16 protein-coding genes and 9 pseudogenes are annotated in these 22,636 nt (G+C 61.1%); 12 read left to right on the forward strand and 13 right to left on the reverse strand.

The genetic code is table 11. The features are described from left to right. Window positions 1–8: 8 nt before the first annotated feature. Genes ABVK50_RS05065 through ABVK50_RS05075 form a run of 3 tightly spaced genes read left to right on the forward strand, consistent with a single transcriptional unit; the run spans window position 9 to window position 3,890 of the window. Window positions 9–275, forward strand: a complete 267-nt coding sequence (locus tag ABVK50_RS05065) for a sarcosine oxidase subunit delta (protein ID WP_353642579.1) — start codon at window positions 9–11, stop codon at window positions 273–275. Further along, window positions 272–3,313, forward strand: a complete 3,042-nt coding sequence (locus tag ABVK50_RS05070; RefSeq protein ID WP_353642578.1) for a sarcosine oxidase subunit alpha family protein — start codon at window positions 272–274, stop codon at window positions 3,311–3,313. Before ABVK50_RS05065 ends, ABVK50_RS05070 begins: the two co-directional genes overlap by 4 nt. Further along, window positions 3,306–3,890, forward strand: a complete 585-nt coding sequence (locus ABVK50_RS05075) for a sarcosine oxidase subunit gamma (protein WP_353642577.1) — start codon at window positions 3,306–3,308, stop codon at window positions 3,888–3,890. The genes ABVK50_RS05070 and ABVK50_RS05075 overlap by 8 nt, the downstream gene beginning before the upstream one ends. 188 nt (window positions 3,891–4,078) lie before the next feature. Here the strand turns inward: ABVK50_RS05075 and ABVK50_RS05080 are convergent. Continuing rightward, a pseudogene (locus ABVK50_RS05080) lies at window positions 4,079–4,252 on the reverse strand (transposase); the annotation flags it as partial. A 21-nt stretch (window positions 4,253–4,273) separates the two neighbouring features. Between ABVK50_RS05080 and ABVK50_RS05085 the strand changes: the two are divergent. Together ABVK50_RS05085 and ABVK50_RS05090 are read left to right on the forward strand one after the other, a co-directional pair. Further along, the gene (locus ABVK50_RS05085) at window positions 4,274–4,513 is read left to right on the forward strand and encodes a hypothetical protein (protein ID WP_353642576.1); all 240 of its coding nucleotides are present in this window, start codon (window positions 4,274–4,276) and stop codon (window positions 4,511–4,513) included. Between the two features lie 109 nt (window positions 4,514–4,622). Then, window positions 4,623–4,896 (forward strand): annotated as a pseudogene (locus ABVK50_RS05090) (IS481 family transposase); the annotation flags it as partial. A gap of 897 nt (window positions 4,897–5,793) precedes the next feature. Here the strand turns inward: ABVK50_RS05090 and ABVK50_RS05095 are convergent. The 8 genes and pseudogenes from ABVK50_RS05095 to ABVK50_RS05130 all read right to left on the reverse strand — a co-directional run. After that, window positions 5,794–6,924, reverse strand: coding sequence for a P1 family peptidase (locus tag ABVK50_RS05095; protein ID WP_353642575.1), 1,131 nt, complete (start codon window positions 6,922–6,924; stop codon window positions 5,794–5,796). A gap of 609 nt (window positions 6,925–7,533) precedes the next feature. Continuing rightward, entirely contained in the window at window positions 7,534–8,526 is a 993-nt protein-coding gene (locus ABVK50_RS05100; protein WP_353642574.1) for an ABC transporter permease, read from the reverse strand. Between the two features lie 60 nt (window positions 8,527–8,586). Further along, the gene (locus ABVK50_RS05105) at window positions 8,587–9,105 is read right to left on the reverse strand and encodes an ABC transporter permease (protein WP_353647012.1); all 519 of its coding nucleotides are present in this window, start codon (window positions 9,103–9,105) and stop codon (window positions 8,587–8,589) included. A 443-nt stretch (window positions 9,106–9,548) separates the two neighbouring features. Further along, window positions 9,549–9,692, reverse strand: a pseudogene (locus ABVK50_RS05110) (ATP-binding protein); the annotation flags it as partial. Beyond that, the gene (locus ABVK50_RS05115) at window positions 9,688–11,793 is read right to left on the reverse strand and encodes a recombinase family protein (protein ID WP_353642572.1); all 2,106 of its coding nucleotides are present in this window, start codon (window positions 11,791–11,793) and stop codon (window positions 9,688–9,690) included. The pseudogene ABVK50_RS05110 and the gene ABVK50_RS05115, both read right to left, overlap by 5 nt. Further along, entirely contained in the window at window positions 11,787–12,266 is a 480-nt protein-coding gene (locus ABVK50_RS05120) for a DUF5372 family protein (protein WP_353647013.1), read from the reverse strand. The genes ABVK50_RS05115 and ABVK50_RS05120 overlap by 7 nt, the downstream gene beginning before the upstream one ends. Next, complete coding sequence (gene istB / locus ABVK50_RS05125) at window positions 12,151–12,936, reverse strand: IS21-like element helper ATPase IstB (protein ID WP_353642571.1); 786 nt, start codon at window positions 12,934–12,936, stop codon at window positions 12,151–12,153. The genes ABVK50_RS05120 and istB overlap by 116 nt, the downstream gene beginning before the upstream one ends. Window positions 12,937–12,951: 15 nt before the next feature. Further along, window positions 12,952–13,728 (reverse strand): annotated as a pseudogene (locus ABVK50_RS05130) (transposase); the annotation flags it as partial. 95 nt (window positions 13,729–13,823) lie between these two features. Between ABVK50_RS05130 and ABVK50_RS05135 the strand changes: the two are divergent. The 4 genes from ABVK50_RS05135 (at window position 13,824) to ABVK50_RS05150 (ending at window position 16,860) form a co-directional block, all read left to right on the forward strand. Continuing rightward, a complete protein-coding gene (locus ABVK50_RS05135; RefSeq protein ID WP_353642570.1) occupies window positions 13,824–14,042 on the forward strand; it encodes a DUF5372 family protein in 219 nt (72 codons plus the stop codon). Window positions 14,043–14,289: 247 nt separating this feature from the next. Further along, window positions 14,290–15,042 carry a helix-turn-helix domain-containing protein gene (locus tag ABVK50_RS05140; RefSeq protein ID WP_353647042.1) on the forward strand — a complete coding sequence of 251 codons (753 nt, stop codon included), beginning with the start codon at window positions 14,290–14,292 and terminating at the stop codon, window positions 15,040–15,042. Then, window positions 14,928–16,187: a recombinase family protein gene (locus tag ABVK50_RS05145; protein ID WP_353646015.1), complete on the forward strand. Its 1,260-nt coding sequence runs from the start codon at window positions 14,928–14,930 to the stop codon at window positions 16,185–16,187. The genes ABVK50_RS05140 and ABVK50_RS05145 overlap by 115 nt, the downstream gene beginning before the upstream one ends. Next, on the forward strand, window positions 16,090–16,860 hold the full coding sequence (locus ABVK50_RS05150) for a hypothetical protein (RefSeq protein ID WP_353642568.1): 771 nt from the start codon (window positions 16,090–16,092) through the stop codon (window positions 16,858–16,860). Before ABVK50_RS05145 ends, ABVK50_RS05150 begins: the two co-directional genes overlap by 98 nt. 6 nt (window positions 16,861–16,866) lie before the next feature. Here the strand turns inward: ABVK50_RS05150 and istA are convergent. From istA to ABVK50_RS05165, 3 pseudogenes are all read right to left on the reverse strand, one after another. Then, window positions 16,867–17,637, reverse strand: a pseudogene (gene istA, locus ABVK50_RS05155) (IS21 family transposase); the annotation flags it as partial. A 197-nt stretch (window positions 17,638–17,834) separates the two neighbouring features. Further along, window positions 17,835–18,374 (reverse strand): annotated as a pseudogene (locus ABVK50_RS05160) (ABC transporter ATP-binding protein); the annotation flags it as partial. Window positions 18,375–18,402: 28 nt separating this feature from the next. Continuing rightward, window positions 18,403–19,095 (reverse strand): annotated as a pseudogene (locus ABVK50_RS05165) (extracellular solute-binding protein); the annotation flags it as partial. A 149-nt stretch (window positions 19,096–19,244) separates the two neighbouring features. Here ABVK50_RS05165 and ABVK50_RS05170 point away from each other — a divergent pair. The 3 genes and pseudogenes from ABVK50_RS05170 to ABVK50_RS05180 all read left to right on the forward strand — a co-directional run bounded on the left by ABVK50_RS05170 (window position 19,245) and on the right by ABVK50_RS05180 (window position 21,437). Next, window positions 19,245–20,132: pseudogene (locus ABVK50_RS05170) on the forward strand (IS630 family transposase). Between the two features lie 171 nt (window positions 20,133–20,303). Next, window positions 20,304–20,603 (forward strand): annotated as a pseudogene (locus ABVK50_RS05175) (IS21 family transposase); the annotation flags it as partial. Window positions 20,604–20,777: 174 nt separating this feature from the next. Then, the gene (locus tag ABVK50_RS05180) at window positions 20,778–21,437 is read left to right on the forward strand and encodes a tyrosine-type recombinase/integrase (RefSeq protein ID WP_353642567.1); all 660 of its coding nucleotides are present in this window, start codon (window positions 20,778–20,780) and stop codon (window positions 21,435–21,437) included. Here the strand turns inward: ABVK50_RS05180 and ABVK50_RS05185 are convergent. Continuing rightward, the gene (locus tag ABVK50_RS05185; protein WP_353642566.1) at window positions 21,405–22,631 is read right to left on the reverse strand and encodes an acetyl-CoA carboxylase biotin carboxylase subunit family protein; all 1,227 of its coding nucleotides are present in this window, start codon (window positions 22,629–22,631) and stop codon (window positions 21,405–21,407) included. The genes ABVK50_RS05180 and ABVK50_RS05185 overlap by 33 nt on opposite strands. Window positions 22,632–22,636: the final 5 nt, after the last annotated feature.

The raw sequence follows: 22,636 nt of genomic DNA on the forward strand, positions 1-22,636 counted from the left end.
GAAAGATCATGCTGCGCATCGAATGTCCCTGCTGCGGGCCGCGCGATCACGACGAGTTCCGCTATGGCGGAGACGCCTCGGCGATCCGGCCAGCGTATGACGATCCGGATTTTGAAGCCTGGTACCGTCACGTCTTCGTGCGCGAGAACCCGGCTGGGCTGCACCGCGAATATTGGCAGCACGTAATGGGGTGCCGGCAATGGCTGGTCGTCGAGCGCGATACGCGGAACCATGCCATCGCCTCGATCCGCTTCGGTCGGGAGATGCGCGCATGAGGCGGCTTCCTACAGGTGGGAGGATCGACCGCACGCAGCCAATCGAATTCACCTTCGACGGCCGGGCGATGGCCGGTTTTCGCGGCGATACGCTCGCCTCGGCGCTGCTGGCAAACGGTGTTCGCCTCGTCGGGCGCAGTTTCAAATATCACCGGCCACGCGGCATCTATTCCGCCGGGCCAGAGGAGCCGAATGCCCTAGTGACACTCGGGGCGGGCGGCCGCCGTGAGCCGAACCTAACGGCGACGACGGTGGAGCTGGCTGAAGGGCTGGTTGCCGAAAGCCAGAACCGCTGGCCGTCGCTCAAGTTCGACGCCCAAGGCCTCAACGGCTTGCTTGCACCCTTCCTGTCGGCAGGCTTCTACTACAAGACCTTCATGGGCCCGACTAGACGGGCCTGGATGTTTTATGAACACTTCATCCGCAAGGCGGCGGGGCTCGGCCGTGCGGGAGAAGAACCCGATCCGGATCGCTACGAAGTCCGCCATCTCTTCGCGGATGTCGCGGTGATCGGTGCGGGGCCAGCGGGACTCTCGGCGGCGATGGCGGCGGGCGAGGCGGGCGCCATGGTGGTCCTCGTGGAGCAGGATTTTCTGGCCGGCGGTACGCTTTTGTCGGAACCGGCGGACGGTGAAGCCGGGGTCTGGCTTTCCAGAACGCTCGCACGGCTCACCGACATGCCGAATGTTTCCATGATGATGCGCACGACGGCGTTCGGCACCTACGACGGCAATGTGCTTGGGCTTGTGGCGCGGCACAGTTCCAGAACCACCGATCCGAAAGAAGGGCAAGCGCGCCAGACGCTACTGCTTCTACGTGCGAAATCGATCGTGTATGCGTCTGGAGCGATCGAGCGGCCGCTTACTTTCGGCAATAATGACCGGCCCGGCATCATGATGGCCTCCGCTGCACGGTTTTATCTGAACCGCTTTGCCGTACTGCCGGGCACACGGGTAGTCGTTGCGACTGACAACGACAGTGCCTACAGAGCAGCCTTCGATCTTGCGGCAGCCGGTGCGGAAGTGACGATAGCTGACAGCCGCGCCGAACCGGCACATGAAATTATTGAACAGGCGCGCCACCGGGACATTGACGTCCGCAGGAAATCGCTTATCGCGAATACTTTGGGGCGTCATGCCGTACGCGCTGTTACACTTTCCGAACCGGGTGGTGTGGCCACGGTCAGATGCGACCTGGTTGCGGTCTCCGGCGGCTGGTCGCCGACCGTGCATTTGACTTCCCATCTCGGGGTGAAGCCGGTCTACCACCAAGACACCCACACTTTTGTTCCCGGTAAGCTCGGAGCGGGGCAGTTCGTGGCCGGTGCTGTGACGGGAGGCTTCACCAGAGCCGCTGCTATGGAGGAGGGGCGTCGTGCAGGGGCCGAGGCATCTGCGTTCTGCGGCGCAGAGAATTCGATCCAGCAGCCGGCCAGGTCGGAATTTACTGAGATCCAGGCGGGACCTGATGACAACAATGTCTACTCCCCACTTCGCTCGGCACCTCTTCATCGCCCTTATCGATCCGGGGAGAGGTGGCTCGCGAAGCGAACCCGCGAGGGGGACGGAAAAGGGGCGAAACTTGCCGTAGGCAAGGCCTTCGTAGACCTACAGATGGATGTGACGACGCAAGACATAGCTCTCGCTCACCGGGAGGGTTACGACTCAGTCGAGCACCTGAAGCGCTACACGACACTCGGCATGGGTACCGACCAGGGCAAGACCAGTAATTTCTATGCCCTTTCGGCCATGGCCGGCCTGCGCGGCATGGCGGTTCCGGAAGTTGGCACCACGACGTTCCGGCCGCCCTATACACCGGTCGCCATTGGCGCGCTGGCCGGGCGCAGTGTTGGCCATCACTATAAGCCGATCCGGCGCACGCCAATGCATGACTGGCATGTCGCCAACGGCGCGCAGATGCTGGAGGGCGGGCTTTGGATGCGGCCCTGGTTCTATCGTACTTCCGGTCGCGACGTAAACGAGGCCTACGTCGCTGAGATGCGGATGGTGCGCGAGGCGGCCGGGCTAATGGATATCTCTACGCTCGGCAAGATCGACGTACAGGGACCGGACGCGGCCGAATTCCTTGACCGGGTCTATGTTAACGGCTTTGCCAGGCTGCCGGTTGGCCGCGCACGCTACGGCATAATGTTGCGCGACGATGGCATCGTCTTTGACGATGGCACCACGACCCGGCTCGGTGAGCGGCACTTCTTCATGACGACGTCGACCGCGAAGGCCGCGGACGTCATGTCCCGGCTCGAATTCCTGCTCGATACTGCTTGGCCCGACCTTCGCGTTTCGGTGACTTCGGTCACGTACGAATGGGCAGCGATGTCGGTCGCCGGTCCGAACAGCCGCGATATCCTGGCCGCCGCGTTTCCGGACTTAGACGTCTCGAATGAGGCGCTGCCACATATGGGGCTCCTCGAAGAGCAATATCGCGACATGCACCTGCGCATTATCCGCCTTAGCTTTTCAGGCGAGCGGGCTTACGAGATCTATGTCGGCGCGAGCTTGGGCAACGAGGTGTGGTGCCGGCTGATTGAGGCCGGGGCGCCTTTCGGCCTGAAGCCTTACGGCGTTGAGGCCTTGGGCGCCCTGCGCGTCGAGAAAGGCCATATCGCGGGGCCGGAGATCGACGGCAGGACAACGCTCGACGACCTAGGGCTCAGCCGCATGGTGGGCAAGCGCAGCGGCTATGTGGGGGAGGTGCTTGGCCGTCGCGAGGCCTTTAGCGACCCGGCGCGCCCGCGGTTAGTTGGGCTGCGCTGCTTCGAACCCGGGAAGCAGCTGCACGCCGGCGCAATCCTGTTCAGGCCTAACGAGTCGATGCAGGGCCACGGTCTCGGCCGCATCACCTCGGTGACATACAGCCCCACGCTCGACGCTTGGGTGGGGCTCGGACTGCTTGCCCGGGAGGCAGCGGTGGAGGGCGCCGAGATCGTCGCTGCTTATCCGATCACCGGCCAGGCTGTGCGGGCCCGGGTAGTCTCACCCATATTCCTCGATCCGAAAGGAGAGCGGCTCCGTGGCTGATAGCTCAACCATGGCGGGATTCGAAATGGCGGCGGATGATTGCGTGATCGTCCAGTTTGAGGGCTGGGACGGGGCGATGGCGCAATTTGAGGCGGAACTGCGCCGGATGCTGGACGGGCCGCTGCCGAACGAAGTTGGCGAGACCGTTCGTCATGACAGATGGGTCGTGATCCGCGTTGCGCCACGCAGGTTCTGGTTGCTTGGCGATGACCCGCTGCCCATTAGGAATATCGATCCGGAACTTGGCTGCACGCTGCCGCTCGGTGAAGGCAGGGTGCGGCTGCGGCTTTTCGGCGGGGATATCAAACATGTTCTCGAGCGGTGCGTCGCGGTTGACTGGAAGACACTGGGTGAGGGACGGGCAGTCCAGACCGGCCTCCATCGCGTGCCAATCCTGCTGCTGCGCAGGAGTGCGTTCGAATGCGACCTACTCGTCCCGCGTAGCTTCAGCAGGAGTCTGATAGAGTGGATTGTGGACGCCGCAGCCGGGCTCAATAGAGCCATCTATGCGAGCCCGAGAACTGATGCTTTGTCATCAGCTCATGCAAGCGACGGACTGGTTAGACAGAGCGAATAGGGAGCAAATGGAGGGCGCAGACGACGGTGTAAGTTCGCCAGCGACGTTTGCGCCGCCCATCAGGAACCACAACTTTCGTTCGATCTTGGCTCGCCGTCGCAGGTCTACAGCCTCGGCTGGTTAATGCAGACTGTTGCCATCAGTTGGCTGAGGGACTGTCAGGAATTCTGTGCGCGAGGCCGATTTCGTCATTGGCTGACGAACCTCTCGCCGAAGACGACGGCGAACTGGGTCTTGGCCTCGAACCATTCGCGCGGCGGTCGTTTCCATTCCTCGGCCGCGTAGTTCAGGACCAAATATAACAGCTTCATGGCCGCATCGTCACTCGGGAAGTGTCCCCGGGTGCGGACGGCGCGGCGCAGCGCCAGGGGTTCTATGCGGCCATGAATCTCAACATCAAACGCTGGAAACGGCTACTCGACCTCAAGAACCCCAACCACGGCCTGCTGCTGCCGATCCTGATCTACTGCGTCGACAAAAAGAGGCGGCCCGTCCTCGGCAAACCCAGGCCGGGACCCGAGACCGCGCACTTCATCGAGCACGAGGCCTACAAGGACATCGCCCTCGTCATCCCCGCCATCCGCGAACTCCACTATGTCACCCGTCAAGACAACCCGCAGTGATCGCCCCGGCGCGCCGACTAACGGCTGACCGCCATACACGCATCAGGCGACTTCGGGAAAGGTGCCTTGGTGCACCGCTTACCATTCGACAGAGGCGGTCCCTCGAGCGATACAGCATAGTCAAGAAAGCTTGAGGGCGCTGGCCAAGCGCTATGGGATCAACCAGAAGATCGTGGCGAAGTGGAAGGGACGGACCACAGTCGCCGACCTGCCGACCGGACCAAAGGAGCCGCGATCGGCGGTGCTCTCCGTGGAGGAAGAGTCGGTCATCGTCGCCGTTCGGCGCTACACGCTGCTGCCGCTCGACGACTGCCTCTATGCGTTAGCCGACAATTCCGCATCAGACGCGCTCTCCCTTGCACCGCTGCCTGCAGCGCCACGGCAGCCGGGATTAAACATCTAGGCCTCGCACACCGCGTAGATGATGGTGCCGTATGTTTCGAAGCCTGGGTCTGAGAGCCGTTGGGAGCGCAGGTACGGCAGAAGGATCGGCGTGATGTTCTCCTGCACGTCGAGATCTGCCGTTGTGTGCCATTCAGCGCGATCCATCAGCAGTACGGTGTGCGCCCTTGCGACACGGGGCTGATCTCGCCAAGCTGGAGCTGCATGGCTTCGGTGTCGGCATGTGGCAAGGCCAAGGCAGCATCTTTACCGCGTGTCGGGAAGAGGGCGCCGAACAGACAGGCGTTCTTCTGGCGTTGGTGAGCGAGTTGTCGGGAACGCGTGCCATGTCTTGCCCATTGGCGAACCAAGCCGTTTTTCTGCGAGAATCCCATCCGGCCCGGCTTCGTTGAATCGGTGTGCCCAATCGCGCTGGCTCTGCCGGTCCATCCCGCCGATCCTGGCCGCGTCTGCCCGACTCATCGCGTCAAGCGCCTCCGCCAGCGAAAGCAAACGCTGCTCTGCCGCGCGTCCTTCGAAGCCCGTGTCAACCGGGCGAAACTCCGAGGCCGAATAGTCTGCCCGCAATTGAACTGCTGATCCCATAGGCGAATACCCTTCGCTCCAAACCATCATAAACCGATCGCGTAGGAATCGCGGAGCGAGTCACAAATCGGCAACGCTGAGACCATATGATCGCCCAAGCGGTGTGGCTCTACGTTCGGTTCCGCTCAGCCGTGGCGGAGCCATGGCCTGAAATCAATCCGCAGGGCAGAGCGTATCGCGCGTATCCCGAGTTCAAGTTAAGGTGACATCGCCCTCGACAGGCACCTCGCCGATCAGTTGGAAGACCTGATGAAGGCAGCGTAACAGCGTCTGCTGAGGCCCTTCCGTTCGGATCATGCGCTCAGTCGTCCATAGTTGTACATGACCTGTTTTAAAGCGTCGTGGTCGATAGCTGCAACACGCCGATTCTCGCGCCCCACCATGGGCTCGGCTGCCACCATGGCATTGATAATTGCCTCCTCCACGGATTGCGCCGTCGCTTCGAACAGTGTGTCGAGCTTATTGTTCGGTATGAATGCGAGGTCGCCCATTGCGGGCGCGGCCGCCGACTCACTCTTGGTGAGGTTTGCTGTTGAGAAGGCAAGACACAGATCGCCAGAGCCGTCTCCTGACGGTGTACCGGTGCGGCCGATGCCGAGGCCGGCGCGCCGAGCGATCCGTTCCAGTTGAGTGGGCATAAGTGGTGCGTTGGTCGCAACGACGACGATGATCGAGCCCTGCTCGCGGACCCAGAGCCGGTCCCCAGTTAAGTGTTCGCCAACCGGGACGCCAAGAACCTTCAAGAGGGGACGAATGCCAAAATTCGCCTGCACAAGGCACCCGATCGTGTAGCTCTCACCGAGCAGTTCTATGACGCGGGACGACGTTCCTGTGCCTCCCTTAAACTCGAAGCAGATCATCCCGGTCCCCCCGCCAACACTGCCCTCGGCCAAAGGCCCGTTGGACGCGCTATTGAGAGCCTGCATCACATGCCCTGGAGTGACATGGAAGGCGTTCATGTTGTTGAGATAGGAGTCGCATGTCTCTGCTACGACAGGCAGCATCCAACTATAAGCCCCAAACCCTGTATCGGGCTTCTCAATCATCCATTGCAACATCGCCTGATGAACGGTTCCAAGGCTATGGGTGTTCGTGATGCCAATAGGCCCTAAAAGATATCCAGCTTCCTTAATCCAGTGTGTGCCCGTCATCTCGCCGTTTCCGTTTAGCGAGTGAAAGCCTGCCCAAACCGGGGCCCTCAGAGGCCCAGAGCGGCCCCGCGGCAGAATTGCTGTGACCCCCGTGCGCGCCGATCGATTGCTCGATCCAGGTGGATCGCTTATCACGGTGGCATAGCCCACTTCCACACCGACAACATCGGTAATGGCGTTGAGAGGTCCGGTCTTTCCGGCAAACGGCAGTCCCAGATCGCGTGCCCGCAGCTTTGCCGAGGCTCCGGACATCGAACTCTTATCGGCTTTCATTAAGAGTGTCCTCTTTGGCCAAGTTTTTCGTCTGTTTCACTATGCCGACTCCAAGTGTCCGCGCCGGCTCGGCTTACGAGCCTAATTCCAATGTCTACCAAGTATGGGTCAGCTGCGATTGAATTCGCCAATATAATCTCCCGCGCGGAGCCATCGCGCTTTTAGATGGCTGCCGCTTGCTTCAAAATGCCGAATGCCCTCTCGATGTGCATACCGGGGCACGTACCTCTGCCTGAACTCGGGATACGCGGACGCTCTGCCTTGCAGGTTGATCTGAGGCGAGTTTTCCAATCCGCGATCGCTTGGAGCAGGAAGAACCCCAGCCGGCAGGTGACCCAATACCCTTCATCGGGGATGCCCCCCGGCACGATGCAATGGAGATGGGCGTGAATAAGTGCAGGCGCGGCAACGGAGGCTGTGGAGCTGCGCCGAGAGGCGCGCGTTGGTCGATTTGGGGAGCGCGGCGGGGGAGTCGGTGACCGAGGTCGCGCATGTGTTCGGCACAGCTGCATCCCAGCTCTATGCATAGCGCAAGTAGATGGCAGGCGGCGAGCTCGATGCATCAGCCTAAAGAACGAAGCGAGCCCCCTGATACTGAACGCTCCGTCCTCAAGCCTCGGTTGCTGGACGCGCGCGTTGAAGGCCCAGCGTCGATCTCCACCCCGTAGCGAAGAGGATCATTAGGATAAACAGGGGCAAAAGAACCAATAGAGTCGCTACTGCGGCAATTGTCGGGTCGATCTGGTGACGAATATCCTCCCACATCTTTAGAGGCAGGGTGCGTATCGAGATACCTGCTACCAAAGACGTAATGACGACCTCATCAAAGGAGTGAAGGAAAGCGAACACAGCGCCGCCGATAATACCCAGCCGAATCAGCGGCAGCGTCACCCTGATGAAGGTCTGCAGCGGTCCAGTCCGCATGCTCATGGCTGCCTGCTCCAGCTGAGGGTCGAAATTCGCCAGCGACGCCGAGACGATCACAAGCACGTATCCGATGGCTCCGATGGTATGCGCCAGGACAATGCCGGTGATTGAACCGAGCAGCCCGAGTTTGACTAGCCCCAGATAGGTCGCTATGCCGACTATGATAGCCGGAAATGTGATCGGCGCCAGCATCACCATGGTCAGGAAGCTGCGCAGGTGCGGAAGGGTGCGGTTGAGCCCGACGGCCGCAAGCGTGCCGACAATGGTCGACAAGATGACAACCATAGCGCCGACCTGGGTGCTGGTCCAGGCGGCGGCGTACCATGCCGGATCACCAAGGAAGGATCTATACCACTGCAGTGAAAAACCCGAGGGAGGGAATTCCAAATACTTGCCGGCACTGAAGGACATGATGACGACGAGAAGCTCTGGAAACAGCAGGGAGCACATAACGAGCGCGAGAAACGTTTCGCCGACTAACTGCGGCCAACGGCTGTCACCACCTGCTCGGTAGAGCTGTGCCATCCAACGTTTAGCCCGATAGGGAATAAAAAACTCACCGACAGAGCGCTTCATCATGGCGAATAAAGGGGAAAGACTGTGCCGTGACTTCAGCGATGGTTGCACCGTGCGGCGCGACGTGCCTGAAAGATCAAGCCCGACTATGGCGAGCATGACGATGGCGACCGCCAGGAGACAAAGGCCGAGGCGGCGAGAGGTCCCATGTCAAACGAGCTACGGACCTGCGACGCAATGAAGGTCGATAGCATGGCATCTCCCAACGCCGAGTGCCGCCGGCGTGATGTAGAACCCGAGGCAGATCACAAAAACCAACATACAGCCGCTGCGCACTCCCGGCATGCTGAGCGGGAAGAAAACGCGCCAGAAAGCGGTGGACGGTCGCGCGCCCATACTGCGAGCCGCTGACATAAGCGATTTGTCGATGCCCATCATGACACTGACCAGAGGCAGGATCATCATAGGAAGCATGATGTGCACCATTCCGATATAGACGGCCATGCGGTTGTAGATGAGCGGCAGCGGACTGGAGATAAGTCCGTGGTCAAGCAGCAAATTGTTTATCAGGCCGCCATCGCCAAGAATAACGATCCACGCATAGGTCCGCACCAGCCCACTGGTCAGATACGGCACAAGCACGAGCACAATAAGCGCCATGCGTAGCTGTTTGGAGGCGGCCGCGATCAGATAGGCCGTGGGATAGCCGACTAGGAGGCAGATTGCAGTTGCTACCACACTAATCTCAATGGTCTGTAGGAGAACGCGAACATTTGCCGGCGGGCCGAAAAACGCCTCATAATTGGCGCCGAAAAAGCCGGTGCGTTAAAGCTGATCAGGAATAGCTGAACGATTGGTATCCCGAATACAATGAGAAGCACAGCGAGGGCTGGCCCTGTGAGAGCGATGGGCATTCGGCCGAATTCCCGAAGCGTCTTCATGGGAATCTCACGCCGCGACAAAGCGAATGTCGGACCGCAGCCAGTTGAGGCGTACCTCTTCGCCAGGTCTGAAAATCGGTTGGTCCGCAGCCACGTGCTCGCGAACAATGACCACACTGTTGCGCATTTCGCTGATTGTGAGCAGCCATTTCACGCGATGGTGAGCGCTCATTTCATTTGATCGTGAGCAGGTATTTCACGCGATCATGAGCGGCCGCTTCGACCGTCCTGTTCATTGATTCAGGTGTTTGCGGCTGCGTCAAGAGCGTGGGCGCGAGCGTTGTGTTTTCGCATGCTTTCTCCGGTGAGTTGAAGGCGGTGAGCGTTGTGAACGAGACGATCCAGAATCGCATCACCGAGGGTGGGATCACCGAAGTTGTCATGACGCCTCCTTCTTTGATCGCCTGGTGCGTGCGATCCGTGTCCGCAGGGTGTTGATCTGCTCGTCTGAGAGTTCGATTTGCCACGGCTGCCCGTTCGTGAGCTGCCGCCCCTTGAGCCAGCCGCGTGCGAGATAGTCGAAGACGGTTTGTGGTGTTACGCCCAGAGCGGCCGCCGACCCTTGAACAGAGTAGGTTCCATCTGGCCAGCGGTCGGGATTGGCGCTCGTCCCGTTGATCTTGACGGTGGGGATGCCCCAACGTGTCCGCAGAAGCCAGACATTCTCACCTTTGAACGCGCAACCGCGTGCTGCGACAAAGCCTTCCGCGTTCAAGGTCGCCGCGATCTCCTTGTCCATTTTACCCGCGGCGTTGAGTTCGATCACTCGGCTCCGCAGCCGCTCCAGATCAATGTAGTCACCATAGGTGTGGACCCGCCTTTGGAGAGAGTGCTCGCTTGTCGCTCCCGTCTGCCACAGGATCTTGAACCAGACCTGGCCCTGGAAGCGCTTTTGGTCGAGGACGACCTCGCCAATGATGAGACGCAAAATGCCCTTTCGCTCGGCCGATGTTGTGGAAGAAGAGTGCCAGATGCCGGGCAGATCTTCGCCCAGCTTTTGCAGCGCCTCGCGATCCGGCTCGTTCAAGACCAGGGGCTCGTCATCTCGCCACCGTTCGTAATCGTGTTCGATCGCCTCGGCGGCGCGAAGCTTCTCTTCCCAGACGCGCTCCAGTGAACGCGCCACCAGGCGGTTCTCCGGCTCGACCGCATCATATTGACGCCGCGCTCTTTCCGCCTCATAGCGCGCCCGCTCGCGCCGCAGCGCCCACTGCCGCTCAAGCTGTCGCGTCTCCTCTTCGATCTGCCCCAGTGCGGCGATGGCGATGGCGATCTTGTCCGGCGTCAAGGCCTCGAGCAGAATGCTTTCGACATGCGCATCGACGGGCAATGCCCGCACTTCCTGGCATAGCGGCCCCCCGTCCTGATCGCGGTCGGCGCGACACGTGTAGACAGGGTAGTCGCCCGCAGGGCCGCTATAGCGTAGGCTCATCCGGCGCCCGCACCGTCCACAAACAGCGATACCCTGCAGCAGTGCCGCTCCCTTGCGCGGCACGCCCGAATGGCCGGCTTCGTAGCGGTTGATGTTGTTGGCCAGTCGCCTCTGGTTCTCCATGAACTCCTCCCAGCCGATATAACCAGGATGGGCAGCCTGAAGGCAAACCTCCCAGTCCGCGATGGCGACCTTGGTCGTCCTCGGGCGATAAACGCCATGGCGAATCCGCCCGCCTTCCACCCGCCGCCGGCCATAGACATACGCTCCGGCATAGGCAGGATTTTGGAGAATGCTGAGAACCCGTGAACTGTCGGCCTGGCGCCACACGACATCATGCGGCGCCGGGCCGAGAAGGGGACGCACGGGCAGCGGCAAGCCGTTCTTTCGCAGGTAGCGCATCACGGCCCGCGCACTTCGAAGCTCGCGGAACTTGGCGAAGACGAGGCAGAGCCTTGCCTGCACTTGCTCATCGGGATTGAGAATGATCTCGCCCGAGCGATCATGAGCCAGTCCGGCGGGAACGGGAAGGCGTAGCTCACCACGCGCCGCCTTCTGACGCTCGCCCTGATGGAGGCGCTGCCTGATCTGGTGCAGCTCCGCTTCGCTCATGATGCCGGACAAACCGAGCAGCAGGCGGTCATGGTAAGCGCAGGGATCGTAGAGACGTTCGCCGTCGGCAATGATGACGCCGAAGAGCGAGCACAAATCGAGGAGTTGATGCCAATCGCGGTTGTTGCGAGCAAGGCGGGAGGCATCGAGGCTGATGACAAGGCCGGCATTCCCCAGTCCGATCTCGGCGATCAGCTTCTTGAAGCCCACCCGCTCGACGGTCCCGGCTCCGGATTTGCCAAGATCTTCGTCGATGACATGCACACGCTCATGCGGCCAGCCAAGAGCGACCGCGCGATCGACGAGACGGTACTGCAACTCCGTGCTTTCCTGATGATGCCGCACCTGGTTCACGGAAGACTGGCGGACGTAAATGTAAGCGAGCTTGCCGCGATGCGCAGCAGTGACGCACTCGTCCGGTCTATTCGATGCTCTCAACATGCCGATCCGCCGCTGTCGGCGCGCCCGTCGATCGCATCCGCAAGAGAAGTCGCGCGAGGCTTTGCGCGATCTGCTTCTGCGTCTCCCCCGGCAAGTTGAGCCAAAGGCTCGGGAGTGTTGTCATGTCCGGGTTCGGAAGTTCGGTGAGGGTCTGGGACGCTACGCGGTACAGATTCGACTGTATATTCATCGCGAATCACCTCCTCGATACGGGAGGCCAAGGTGCTGTTCAAATGGTGCATCAATGTGAGCAGCGTTCGGACGTTGATGCGGGCCAACGATTTCGACGCGCCTTGTTCTTCCGGTGACGCCGCTGCAAGGTCGGTCACCGAGCGCCGAATTGAGCGGCGGCGTCCGTCAGGCAGTCGAACAACGACGAAAGCCGGACCGCGCGCAGAACGGGACGTCACGAGCTCCAGACGCTGACCCGCAAGGCCGTGACGCGGGTCGATAACCGTCAAATGAGACACCACCCCGTCGAGAATGGCGGCAGTATCCGATGTTTGGTTCGCCGATGACGTCGTGCCAGTGCTGCACGGGGATTTGGCTGGTTACGATGGTCGAAGCGCGGCCATGGCGATCATCGAGAATTTCCAGGAGGTCGCGGCGCTCGGCAGCGTTGAGAACGGACAGGCCCCAGTCGTCGAGGATGAGCAGCTGAACGCGCCCGAGTGTCTTGAGCAGACGGCCATAGCGTCCATCGCCCCGCGCCAGGGCGAGCGCCTCGAACAGGCGCGGGACACGATGATAGAGGACCGAGTGATTGTCGCGGCAAGCTTTGTGGCCGAGCGCGCAGGCAAGCCAACTCTTGCCCAGGCCGGTTGCGCCGGTGACAAGCAAGTTCTCGTGGCGGTCGATCCAGTCGCCGCTGACGAGCCTGGCGAAGACGGCGCGGTCGATGCCGCGCGGGGTGCGCAAATCGACATCCTCCACGCATGCGCTCTGGCGCAGCGCGGCGAATTTGAGGCGCGTCGTGAGCCGTTTGGTGTCGCGCTCGGCGGCTTCGCGGTCGACAAGCAGCCCGATGCGTTCCTCAAATGACAGGGCATCGAGATCCGGTGATCGTCGTTGCTCCTCGAAGGCTTTGGCCATTCCGGTCAGGCCAAGTGCGATCAGCCGTTCATGGGTGGGATGGGTGAGCATTGGGTTCTCCCTGGTTCAGTGGAAATAGCCCTGACCGCGAATGTTGCCGTGGCGCAGGGGTTGGTGATCGGGCGTCTCGTCGAGGAAGCTGCGATCAAGGCCGTTCTTGAGGATCGAACGGATCGAGGCGACGGAGCGAGCCTTGATGAGGATGCCGCGTTGGCAGGCTGCATCGACACGCGCATCACCGTAACTCTTGGTCAGTGCCAGAATGCCGAGACAGGTGCGAAAGCCCTGCTCGGGGTGTGGCCGGTCAGCGATGACGGCCTCGAAGAAGGCGGCCGTGGAAGGACCGATCTTCTCGCCGGCAGCGATCAGACCTCCCGGCGTCCACTTGCCGTAGCGGCGATGCGCGCTTGGCATGTGATCGGCAACGGTCGTATGGCCGCGCCGGTTGGGCGCACGGGCGTGGCTGGCGATCCGCTGCCCCTTGTGGAAGATCTCGACGGTGTTGTCGGCGATGCGCACATCGACGAGCTCGCGAATGAGGCGGTAGGGCGTGGAGTACCAGTGCCCGTCGACCTCGACGTGATAGTCGGGCGCGACGCGGCACCGCTTCCAGCGCGCAAAGAGGTATGGCTGGTCCGGCAGTTGTCCCAGCTTCGGCCTGTCGATCTCGGCGAAGAGTTCAGCGCGGCTGGAGCCGAAGCCGCGCATCTGGCGGGCATTGAGTTCGGCGACGAGCAGGCGGATGGCAACGTTCAGCTCCGCCAGGGAAAAGAAGCGCTGATTGCGCAGACGCGCCAAGACCCAGCGCTGGGCAATTTGCACGGCGACCTCAACTTTTGCCTTGGATAAAGCCGTCAACTGCAGCCCGTGTGGGGACGACCGGCCTCACGGTCAGCATTACTCACCCATTCCGTCCGCTTAAAGGCCAGAGCTTCGAGATGATCAGCCGCAGCCCGCATTGGGGCGAGGATCGGGTGATCTACCGGGCGGCGGACGGGACCTTGCCCACCATTGCCGCCGCAATGACGGACATGGAGCAGCCTGACGCATTCCGGCGCGTCGCGGCCGGGCGCGCGGCGTTCCGGACGGCCGACCTATTGGCTCTGCTCACGCTGCTGGATCGGATCTCTGCGCTGGTGGAGGCGGAGGATGCGTAAGGTTAAATACGCCGCCGGTGTAAGGCAAATTACGCCGCAACACCTGCTCAGGTACCGCAGCTATGCCCAGTGTTGCAGGATTTGGACGATGGTCATGGCGAAGCCAAAGCCAGGACGACGCGACCCAAAAGCCGAGGCTTTGGCCCGCGACGGCGCACTCAACCCTCACCCCGAGGCCGTGCGCGACACGCTGTTTGCCGCCAATCCCTTCTTCGACGCCAGGGACCTTGTGCAGGTCCGCTACGAGATGGTGCGCCGCCATCAGGCCGATCGCGTGCCGATCAGCGACGTCGCCAGCGCCTTCGGGGTCTCGCGGCCAACCTTCTACAAAGCCCAGAGCGCCTTGGCCGACCAGGGCCTCGCCGGGCTGGTGCCCCGGCAGCGAGGTCCAAAGGGCGGACACAAGATCTCTGCCGACGTCCTCGCCTACATCGACCAAATCAGGACGATGCGGCCCGACCTCACCGTGCCGCAATGTGTAGACGCTATCGCCACACGCTTTGGCGTCAGGGTGCACCGGCGAAGTCTGGAGCGGGCCATGGCGCCCAAAAAAAACGACTCGATCTGCCTTAACCGTCCGCGCGATCAGCCTCGTCGCCACATACGAACAACTGCGCGCCGCGGTGCTCAGCGCCCGGCTGATCACCGGATCAGGACTCGTAATCCTGCACCGTCAAGGCATGGTCGCCTGGATCAGGGCCGCAACGACAACACCCAACTTTACGCCGCCTTGCCCGGTACATCGCCCCCCGTCGGCAGGCGCGATCGCTTCCAGCGAGCTCACCCTCATCCTTGCCAGCCTTGTTGTCACGCTAACCGCGGAGCCAGCACATGCCTGACCTCAAAGTCACCGCCGATCACCTCCGGCGCGACGCCTACCTCTACATCCGTCAGTCGACGCTGCGGCAGGTCGCCGAGAACGGCGAGAGCACGCAGCGACAGTATGGGCTGCGTGATCGCGCCATTGCCGCCGGTTGGCCGGCCGAACGCGTCCACGTGATCGACTGCGACCTGGGCAAATCGGGGTCCAGCGCCGTTGCCCGCGACGGCTTCCAGGAACTGGTCAGCGAAGTAGCGCTCGCCAAGGCCGGCGTCGTCATGGGGCTGGAGGTCTCGCGCCTGGCCCGCAACTCCGCAGACTGGCACCGGCTGCTTGAGCTGTGCGCCCTAACCAGCACCCTCATCCTCGATGAGGATGGCGTCTACGACCCGGCCAGCTTCAACGACAGGCTTCTTTTGGGTTTGAAAGGAACGATGTCGGAAGCGGAGTTGCACTTCCTCAAGGCGCGCATGCGCGGTGGCCAACTCAACAAGGCGAGCCGTGGTGAGCTGAAGATAGGGCCGCCCGTAGGCCTGGTCTACTTGCCCGATGGCACCCTTGCGCTCGACCCGGACGCCGAGGTGCAGGCCGCGCTCCGCATGGTGTTCACGACCTTCCAGCGCCTGGGCAGCGCAACCAGAACCGTCAAGTTCTTCCTCGACGAAGGCATCCTGTTCCCGCGACGACTGCGCAAGGGACCGCACAAAGGCGAGCTCATGTGGGCGCCGCCACGGCACGCCCGCATCCTCCAGGTCCTGCATAATCCGAGATATGCCGGCGCCTTCGTCTACGGTCGAACGCGTGGACGGCCCCGGCCGGGCGGCGGCGTCTCGCAGATCAAGGTTGATATGGCTGACTGGCGGTTCGTCATGCCCGACCTGCATCCGGGCTATATCGACTGGGAGCGCTTCAAGGCCAACCAGGAGCGTCTCGCCACCAATGCACAAGCCTATGGAATGCAGCGCCGCGCCGGGCCCGTCCGCGAAGGATCCGCCTTGCTCCAGGGCAGAGTTCTCTGCGGCCTTTGCGGCGGGCGCATGGGCGTCCATTACAGCCAGGAGCACGGTCAGCCTGTCCCGACCTATATCTGCAAGGAGACGGCCACCCGCCGTGGCGGCAAGGTCTGCCAGTCCGTCCCCGGCAAAGTCGTCGACCCGGCGGTGGGTGCATTGCTTGTCGAGCTGATGACGCCGATGACCCTTGAGGTCACCCTAGCGGCGCCGCTACATGAAGGTCGATCCCGACAATCGCCTCGTTGCCGACACTCTCGAGGCCGAGTGGAACGAGAAGCTGCGGCTCCACACCGACGTCGTCGAGGACTATGAGCGACGCGCGCCCGAGGAAGCCGCTGCCCTCGATGCCGAGACGCAGCAACGCGTCCGCGATCTTGCCGAGCAGTTCCCGCGGATCTGGAGCGATGCCCGCATCGACGTCCGCGAGCGCAAGCGCATCCTGCGGCTGCTGGTCGCCGACGTCACCCTGGTCAAGGCCGAGATGATTACCGCAAACGTGCGACTATCCGGCGGGGCGACCCGCACCTTGACGCTGGAGCGGCCTTTGCCGATCGCCCAGATCCGCAAGTTCAAGCCTGAGCTCGTCGCCGAGGTCGACCGCTTGCTCGACCGTCATTGCGATCGCGAGATCGCCCATATCTTCAATGATGGTGGCCTGCGAACCTGGGAAGGCAAGCCGTTCAATACCAAGAAGATCGCCTTCATCCGGGCAGCCTACAACCTGCCCAGCCGTCGCCAGCGCCTGCGGGATTGTGGTCTGCTCACCACCCAGGAAGTGGCCGAACACTTCGCTATCGCCGAGACCACGGTGCATCAATGGGGGCGCCAGGGGCTCATCTCCAAAGCCTGCAGCGACAATCTCAACCGTGGTCTGTGGGACATTCCTCACGACCTCGAGATCATCAAAGGCCGCCCCGGCCGAAACGCCGTTCCCGCCCGCCGAGCCTCAATTACCGTGCCCTCAACCGAACAGGACTCATTATGAAACAATCGCCTTATCCTTTGGACGTCTCGGCCTGGCTGCGAGAACTGCTGTGCCGTAATGGCTCGCCATCTCGGCATAGGTCCGGTTGAGGCCGGGGTCGTAGCGATCGGGGTTGGTGACGGCGGCCTTGAGATTGTCGCAGACCACGAACTTCGGCACACCGCCCAGAAAGCTAAAAAGGTTTGCATGCACGCCGATCCAGTCGGACAGGCTCTCGCTCGGGCACGCCTCGGCGTAGGTGTAGTTCGAGGCGCCCATCGCTGCGACGAACAGCTTCATGGGGCGCGCTTCGCCGGTGACGGGATCGAAGACGTCGATGGTGTCGCCGGCAAAATCAACAAACACCTTCTCGCCGCCCAGGTGTGTCTGGCGCATCGTCGGGCGGGTGCGCTCTTTCCAGGCCTCAAAGGTCGTGCAAAACCAGGTATAGCCAAAGCCGTCGGGATTGGCGGTGCGATATTCTTCCCACAGGAGCACCCGCGTTACGCCGCGGCGGCGTAATTGCTTCTCCACATAGCTCCAATCAGGCACCGGCCGCCGGGGACTTTGCGACCCAGCCTTGGGCGCCGGAAAGAGGAGCAGCTCAAGGCCTTCGTCATCAATCCCCTCGGGCAGCGGCCAGCTCAGCCCGGCAAGACGGGCGCGCCGCAGATAACCATGCACGACGCCGTTGCTCACCCCGAGCGTGTGCGCGATGACGCGTTCGGTCAGGGCTTGGACATGCCTTAAACGTAAAACTTCTCTGATCCGGCGCATCGACAATCTCTGGGTTGGCATCAGGCTTGCTCGTTTTGAACGAGGCATCCTGTAGACCGGTTGAGTTGTCGGCCGAAGCATCCCGCACCTCCGAAAAGGTGCTCACGATCGCCTGAAATCGTTGCTCACGATCGTCTGAAATCGTTGGTCATGATCCCGTGAAATCCGTTCTCACGATGCGGTGAAATCCGTGCTCACGATCGCCTGAAATACGCAACACTGTCCCCGGCGCGTACCTGGTACTTCCGCAAGGGGCCAGCATATATCATGTCTTCGACAATGCCGCTGACAAACTGTCTTTGGTCCGCGTCCACTCGCCTTGGAGCCCCCCTCTCGGCAACGCAGATACGCTCTGGCCGGAGCATCGCGACGGTGCCCAAGGGCGGCGCGACATCGGATTCGACCTGGAACCCCGGGGGTTCAAGGAAATTGGCCTCGCCCAGAAACTCCGCCGCGAATCGTGTCGCGGGTCGGTCATAGAGAGCCTCAGGTGTATCGATTTGCTCGATTTCCCCGGCGTGCATGACGACGATGCGGTCCGATAGCGTGAGCGCCTCCTCCTGGTCGTGCGTGACGCAGATGGTCGTTTTGCCAAACTCCCGGTGCAAGCTTTTAATCTCGCCTTGCATCTGCTCGCGAAGGTTCCGGTCGAGGGCACCCAGCGGCTCGTCTAGCAGGAGAAGCGGCGGATCGGCGATCAGGGCGCGGGAAAGCGCCACACGCTGTTGCTGCCCACCGCTCAGTTGTGATGACAACCTTGTCGTGCAGCATTTGTTGGATGTCGGATCCCGTAGTGGTCCATTTGCGGATATGCGGTTTTATCTTGTCCAGGCTCGCGAAAGCTCGATCGATATCCAAAGGGTAGAGAGCGTGAGCAGGCACACCGTCTGCCAGCAGAGCTTCTTCCCAAGGGCCGGCTTCTCCGTACTCGCCGGTTGGCAACGTGCGAACTCCGGGATACTTCACGACATCCCAAAATTCTGCCCAAGTAGCGGGCCGCGGTTTGTCAGCTGGGAACCTCTCGAGGTTGTAGACCATGCATAACGCGTAAACAATCGACCCGACAGCGTGCGAACCCTTTGCGAAGTCCAGCATCGCGTCCAAATCGTCTGCCTTGTAAATAGAGTAATCAATCTCTTCGAGGTAGCCCTTTTGCGAAGCCAGCAAGGTTGTGCCCGGGCTGACAGGAACCACATCAACCGAAACAGTATTGGTCAATGTCATTAGCTGAAGCTTGGCCAGGGAAAACTCATCGGCACCGGGGGTCACTTTGATTCCCGTCTCTGCTTCGAATGGCCTTGCATAAGCCTCCATACAGGCCTTTGCGTAGTCGCCGCCATTGAGCATGGCTATCACCTCGCCCGCGGATGGGCTGCAGCGCGGCGGGGTCGATAAGACATCGCACCTACTGCCACTGCGGATGCCCTGTGAATGAAACGTCTGCGGTTTATCGACACCACTTTTCCTCCTCCTCCTCATTGTTCCCGTCGCTGGGCAGGAATCGTTTGTTGTTTTGGAACTGCAGCCTTAGTCCGGCCACTAGAGCACGTCCCGAGATCGATGAATCGATTGTGATGTGACGGCGGCGTTTGTAGGTGATTCAACATCCACCTCGATGGAGGTGGATTATGGGAAGAGCACTGAGCGGGGATCTTCGGTCACGGGTGCTGAAGGCAACGGACGAAGGCATGTCGGCGCGGCAAGCAGCGGCGCGGTTTGGCGTGGGAGTATCCAGCGCGATCCGGTGGATTGCACGGGCCAAAATCGGCGAGTTGGCACCCCGCCCGCAAGGCCGTCGCCGCGCCTCCAGCCTCGATGCGCATGAAGCGTTCATCGTGGGGATGATCGAGGAGTGTAAGGACATCACGCTGAACGAGATGGTGGAGCGGCTCTTGGCCGAGCAGTCGGTGCGGATCAGCCGCAGTGCCTTGAGTGCCTGGCTGCGCGGCCGAGGCTGGACGCATAAAAAAAGTCCGCGCACGCATTGGAGCAGGACCGCCCCGACGTCCTGAAGCGCCGCTGGGACTGGTTCGAGGACCAGCTCGATCTCGATCCGGCGAAGCTCGTGTTCATCGATGAGACCGGCCTCTCCACGAAGATGGCCCGACTTCGGGGACGTGCGCCGCGCGGCGAGCGCTGCCGCGCCGGTGTGCCGCATGGCCATTGGAAAACCACGACCTTCACCGGCGCGCTGCGGCTGACCGGCATGACCGCACCCTTCGTCTACGATGGCGCCATGAACGGCAATGTGTTCCTGGCCTATGTCGAACAGGTGCTGGTGCCGACGCTCGAGCCCGGCGACATCGTCGTCATGGACAACCTGCCCGCTCACAAGGCCGCCGGCGTTCGCAACGCTATCGAGACGGCCGGTGCAAGCCTGCTCTACCTGCCGCCCTACAGTCCTGACTTCAATCCGATTGAAGACGCATAGTCGGGAAACCTCTGAAGGTGAGGTTCCGTTGATACCACGCATTGGCCACGATTCTGTTGGTTCAATGGATAGTGAGTCGCGATGAACCAGAAGCGGACACACATCCGATGGACGGATTTTCCAGCAGACCGGCGTCGACGCCTCGTGGCGATGATCAGCAGTCTGATACAACGGAGTGTGTCGACGGATCGGGAGATCGGTCATGAATGCGGAACCGAGCCTGCTCACCTTCGCGTTGCCGGAAAAGATCCACAGCTACGGCTACAGTCGCTTTTGTGAACTCCTGCGCGGATTCCAGCAGCGACTGTCACCGACAATGCGTCAGGAGCACGCCGCCGGCGACAAGGTCTTCGTGGATTATTCCGGCAAGAAGATCCCGATTGCCGACCGCAAGACCGGCGAGATCCGCGAGGCGGAGATCTTCGTGGCGGTGCTGGGTGCCTCCAGTTACACGTTCGCCGAGGCGACCTGGACGCGAACGCAGCCCGACTGGATTGGCTCGCATGTCCGGATGTTTCGGTTTTTCCAAGGCGTTCCCAGGCTCGTGGTGCTCGATTTTTTTCCCGGGAACAAAACCGGGGTAAACCCGCATTTGAGAGAAGACGCTCGCGCTGTTCGATGCCTATTTGTCCAAGAACAACAACGGTGGCCTTGCCGAGATAACCCCGGCACTGGTGGATGAGTTTCTCCTCTCGCGTCCAAGGTCGCGCCCGAGAAGCTATAACCAGCTGTGCTGTACGGTAGGGCGACTGTTCTGGTATCTCGTCGATCACGAGAAGCTCGCACAGACACCGTTGAGATCCCGCCACGGCGCGGAAGATATCAGCGCACGCCATTTATCTTCGACACAGACGCAGTCACTCGGTTGCTCGCTCTTGCCAAGGCGCTTCCGAGCCACAATACGATCGAGCGTGGCAACACGTATTTCGTACTGTTCGCTGTCCTTTACGGGCTGGGATTGCGCGTCGGCGAGGCCTGCCGACTATGTCTCAAAGACGTCGATCTGGAACGGCGGCTGCTCGTTATGCGGGAGACCAAGTTCTACAAGAGCCGCCTTGTCCCATTTGGGCCGAAGCTCGGAGCACTCCTGGGCCAGCATCTGCATCAACGCCAGACTACCGCGCTCGCAACAAGCACTGCGGACGATCAGCCGCTATTTTGCTTGCGCGGAGGTCGCCCAATCAATCCTAGGACCATCAGCCAGACCTTTCACGCTCTGGTCCCGAGCCTAAATCTACGGATCCCACCCGGCATTTCGCCTCCACGCCTGCACGATCTGAGACACTCGTTTGCCGTTGGCACACTCACGCGCTGGTACAGGCTCGGCCTGGATCCTCAGACGAAGCTTCTTGCCCTCTCATTCGCTAACGTTCGGAAATGGTGTGATTGACCAATCGATTAAGTCGACGGCATGCTGAAGTATTGCCTCAGTCCTCGCACGACCGGGTGAAGCGGCGATGACATATCCGATCGCGTCTCGGTAATCGCCTTTTCTAACGATCGGTGTCTTGGGTTTAGCATACAACGTGACCTCGGCGACACCTGACACAGCAGCCGCCCGACCATCGCCACTGATCCAATCGAGTGTGCCATCTCTATCAGGAAGGAGGAACCACGCGGCCGCAGTTTGCGAATGCCTTCTGCGCAAATCCCACTCCTCGCCGATGACAAGCTTGATGTGCTCGGTGACGAGATCGATACCATAAGCCAACTGAAGCAGTTGAGGTTCGCCTGAGCCAGCAAGACGCGGATTGACTTCGATGACGACCGGGCCACGCTTCGTCCACCGGAGTTCTATGTTCGTCGGCCCCCAGCCAAGACCGAGAGCTCGCAAACAGCTCAGTGAAACGTCGGCGATATGTTTATGCTCGTCATCGCTCAGCGGGGCCGGAAACGTCGTCTTACGAAAGACGAAATGCGGTGGGGCGCCGAAATCAACGGCGACAATCCCAACAACCTCATTTCCCATTATCTCGACGCTATAAAAGGCGCCTTGTGCGAATTCTTCAACCAGTATCCTAGGCGAAGACAGCAAAATGTGCTCCCCGCCCAACAGGTAACTCGTATGTTCGGCCAGCTCATCGACGTTGTGGCACAATCGAACCCCCATGCTGCCGCCGCCCACGATCGGCTTAAGAATCACTGGCAGGCCGATCTGCAAGGCAGAGCTTTCTACGTCCGCCGCATTCGCTGCCACGCGATAACCAGGTATTGGAATGCCAGCCTGCGCGAGGAGCTCACGTTGGGCAAATTTGTCACAGCATCGTTCAATGGATGCAGGGTTCGGTCCCGCTAGACCGAAATACTGACAGAGCTTGGCGGCTGTCGCATAGAACCTCTCCCTGGCGCTCGTTATGCCAGCAATGTCATAGGTCGCACGCAGCCGGGAACATTCGAGGATCAGGGAATCGAGATTGGCAGTATCGACACGGATAGCCTCAAGACTTTCAGGTGCAAGATAGTCGTACTGAGCTGGATCAGCCGACAGGGTAATTGGATGGAGACCAAGACGAAGGGCCGCTTGGATGAACAGCGGGCCATTGTTCTCTATGCCTTCAATCAGGATGAGCGCTCTTCGTGCCATTGTCT

Origin of the sequence: Mesorhizobium sp. WSM2240 (assembly GCF_040438645.1) — a bacterium.
Classification (GTDB): Bacteria; Pseudomonadota; Alphaproteobacteria; order Rhizobiales; family Rhizobiaceae; genus Allomesorhizobium.

What these genes read in the sequence shown, in the direction of transcription:
- ABVK50_RS05065 (WP_353642579.1), top strand. Translation starts at nt 9, where the DNA reads ATGCTGCGCATCGAATGTCCCTGCTGCGGGCCGCGCGATCACGACGAG.
- ABVK50_RS05070 (WP_353642578.1), top strand. Translation starts at nt 272, where the DNA reads ATGAGGCGGCTTCCTACAGGTGGGAGGATCGACCGCACGCAGCCAATC.
- ABVK50_RS05085 (WP_353642576.1), top strand. Translation starts at nt 4,274, where the DNA reads ATGAATCTCAACATCAAACGCTGGAAACGGCTACTCGACCTCAAGAAC.
- ABVK50_RS05095 (WP_353642575.1), bottom strand. Translation starts at nt 6,924, where the DNA reads ATGAAAGCCGATAAGAGTTCGATGTCCGGAGCCTCGGCAAAGCTGCGG.
- ABVK50_RS05100 (WP_353642574.1), bottom strand. Translation starts at nt 8,526, where the DNA reads ATGCTCGCCATAGTCGGGCTTGATCTTTCAGGCACGTCGCGCCGCACG.
- ABVK50_RS05115 (WP_353642572.1), bottom strand. Translation starts at nt 11,793, where the DNA reads ATGTTGAGAGCATCGAATAGACCGGACGAGTGCGTCACTGCTGCGCAT.
- istB (WP_353642571.1), bottom strand. Translation starts at nt 12,936, where the DNA reads ATGCTCACCCATCCCACCCATGAACGGCTGATCGCACTTGGCCTGACC.
- ABVK50_RS05135 (WP_353642570.1), top strand. Translation starts at nt 13,824, where the DNA reads ATGATCAGCCGCAGCCCGCATTGGGGCGAGGATCGGGTGATCTACCGG.
- ABVK50_RS05140 (WP_353647042.1), top strand. Translation starts at nt 14,290, where the DNA reads ATGGTGCGCCGCCATCAGGCCGATCGCGTGCCGATCAGCGACGTCGCC.
- ABVK50_RS05150 (WP_353642568.1), top strand. Translation starts at nt 16,090, where the DNA reads ATGAAGGTCGATCCCGACAATCGCCTCGTTGCCGACACTCTCGAGGCC.
- ABVK50_RS05185 (WP_353642566.1), bottom strand. Translation starts at nt 22,631, where the DNA reads ATGGCACGAAGAGCGCTCATCCTGATTGAAGGCATAGAGAACAATGGC.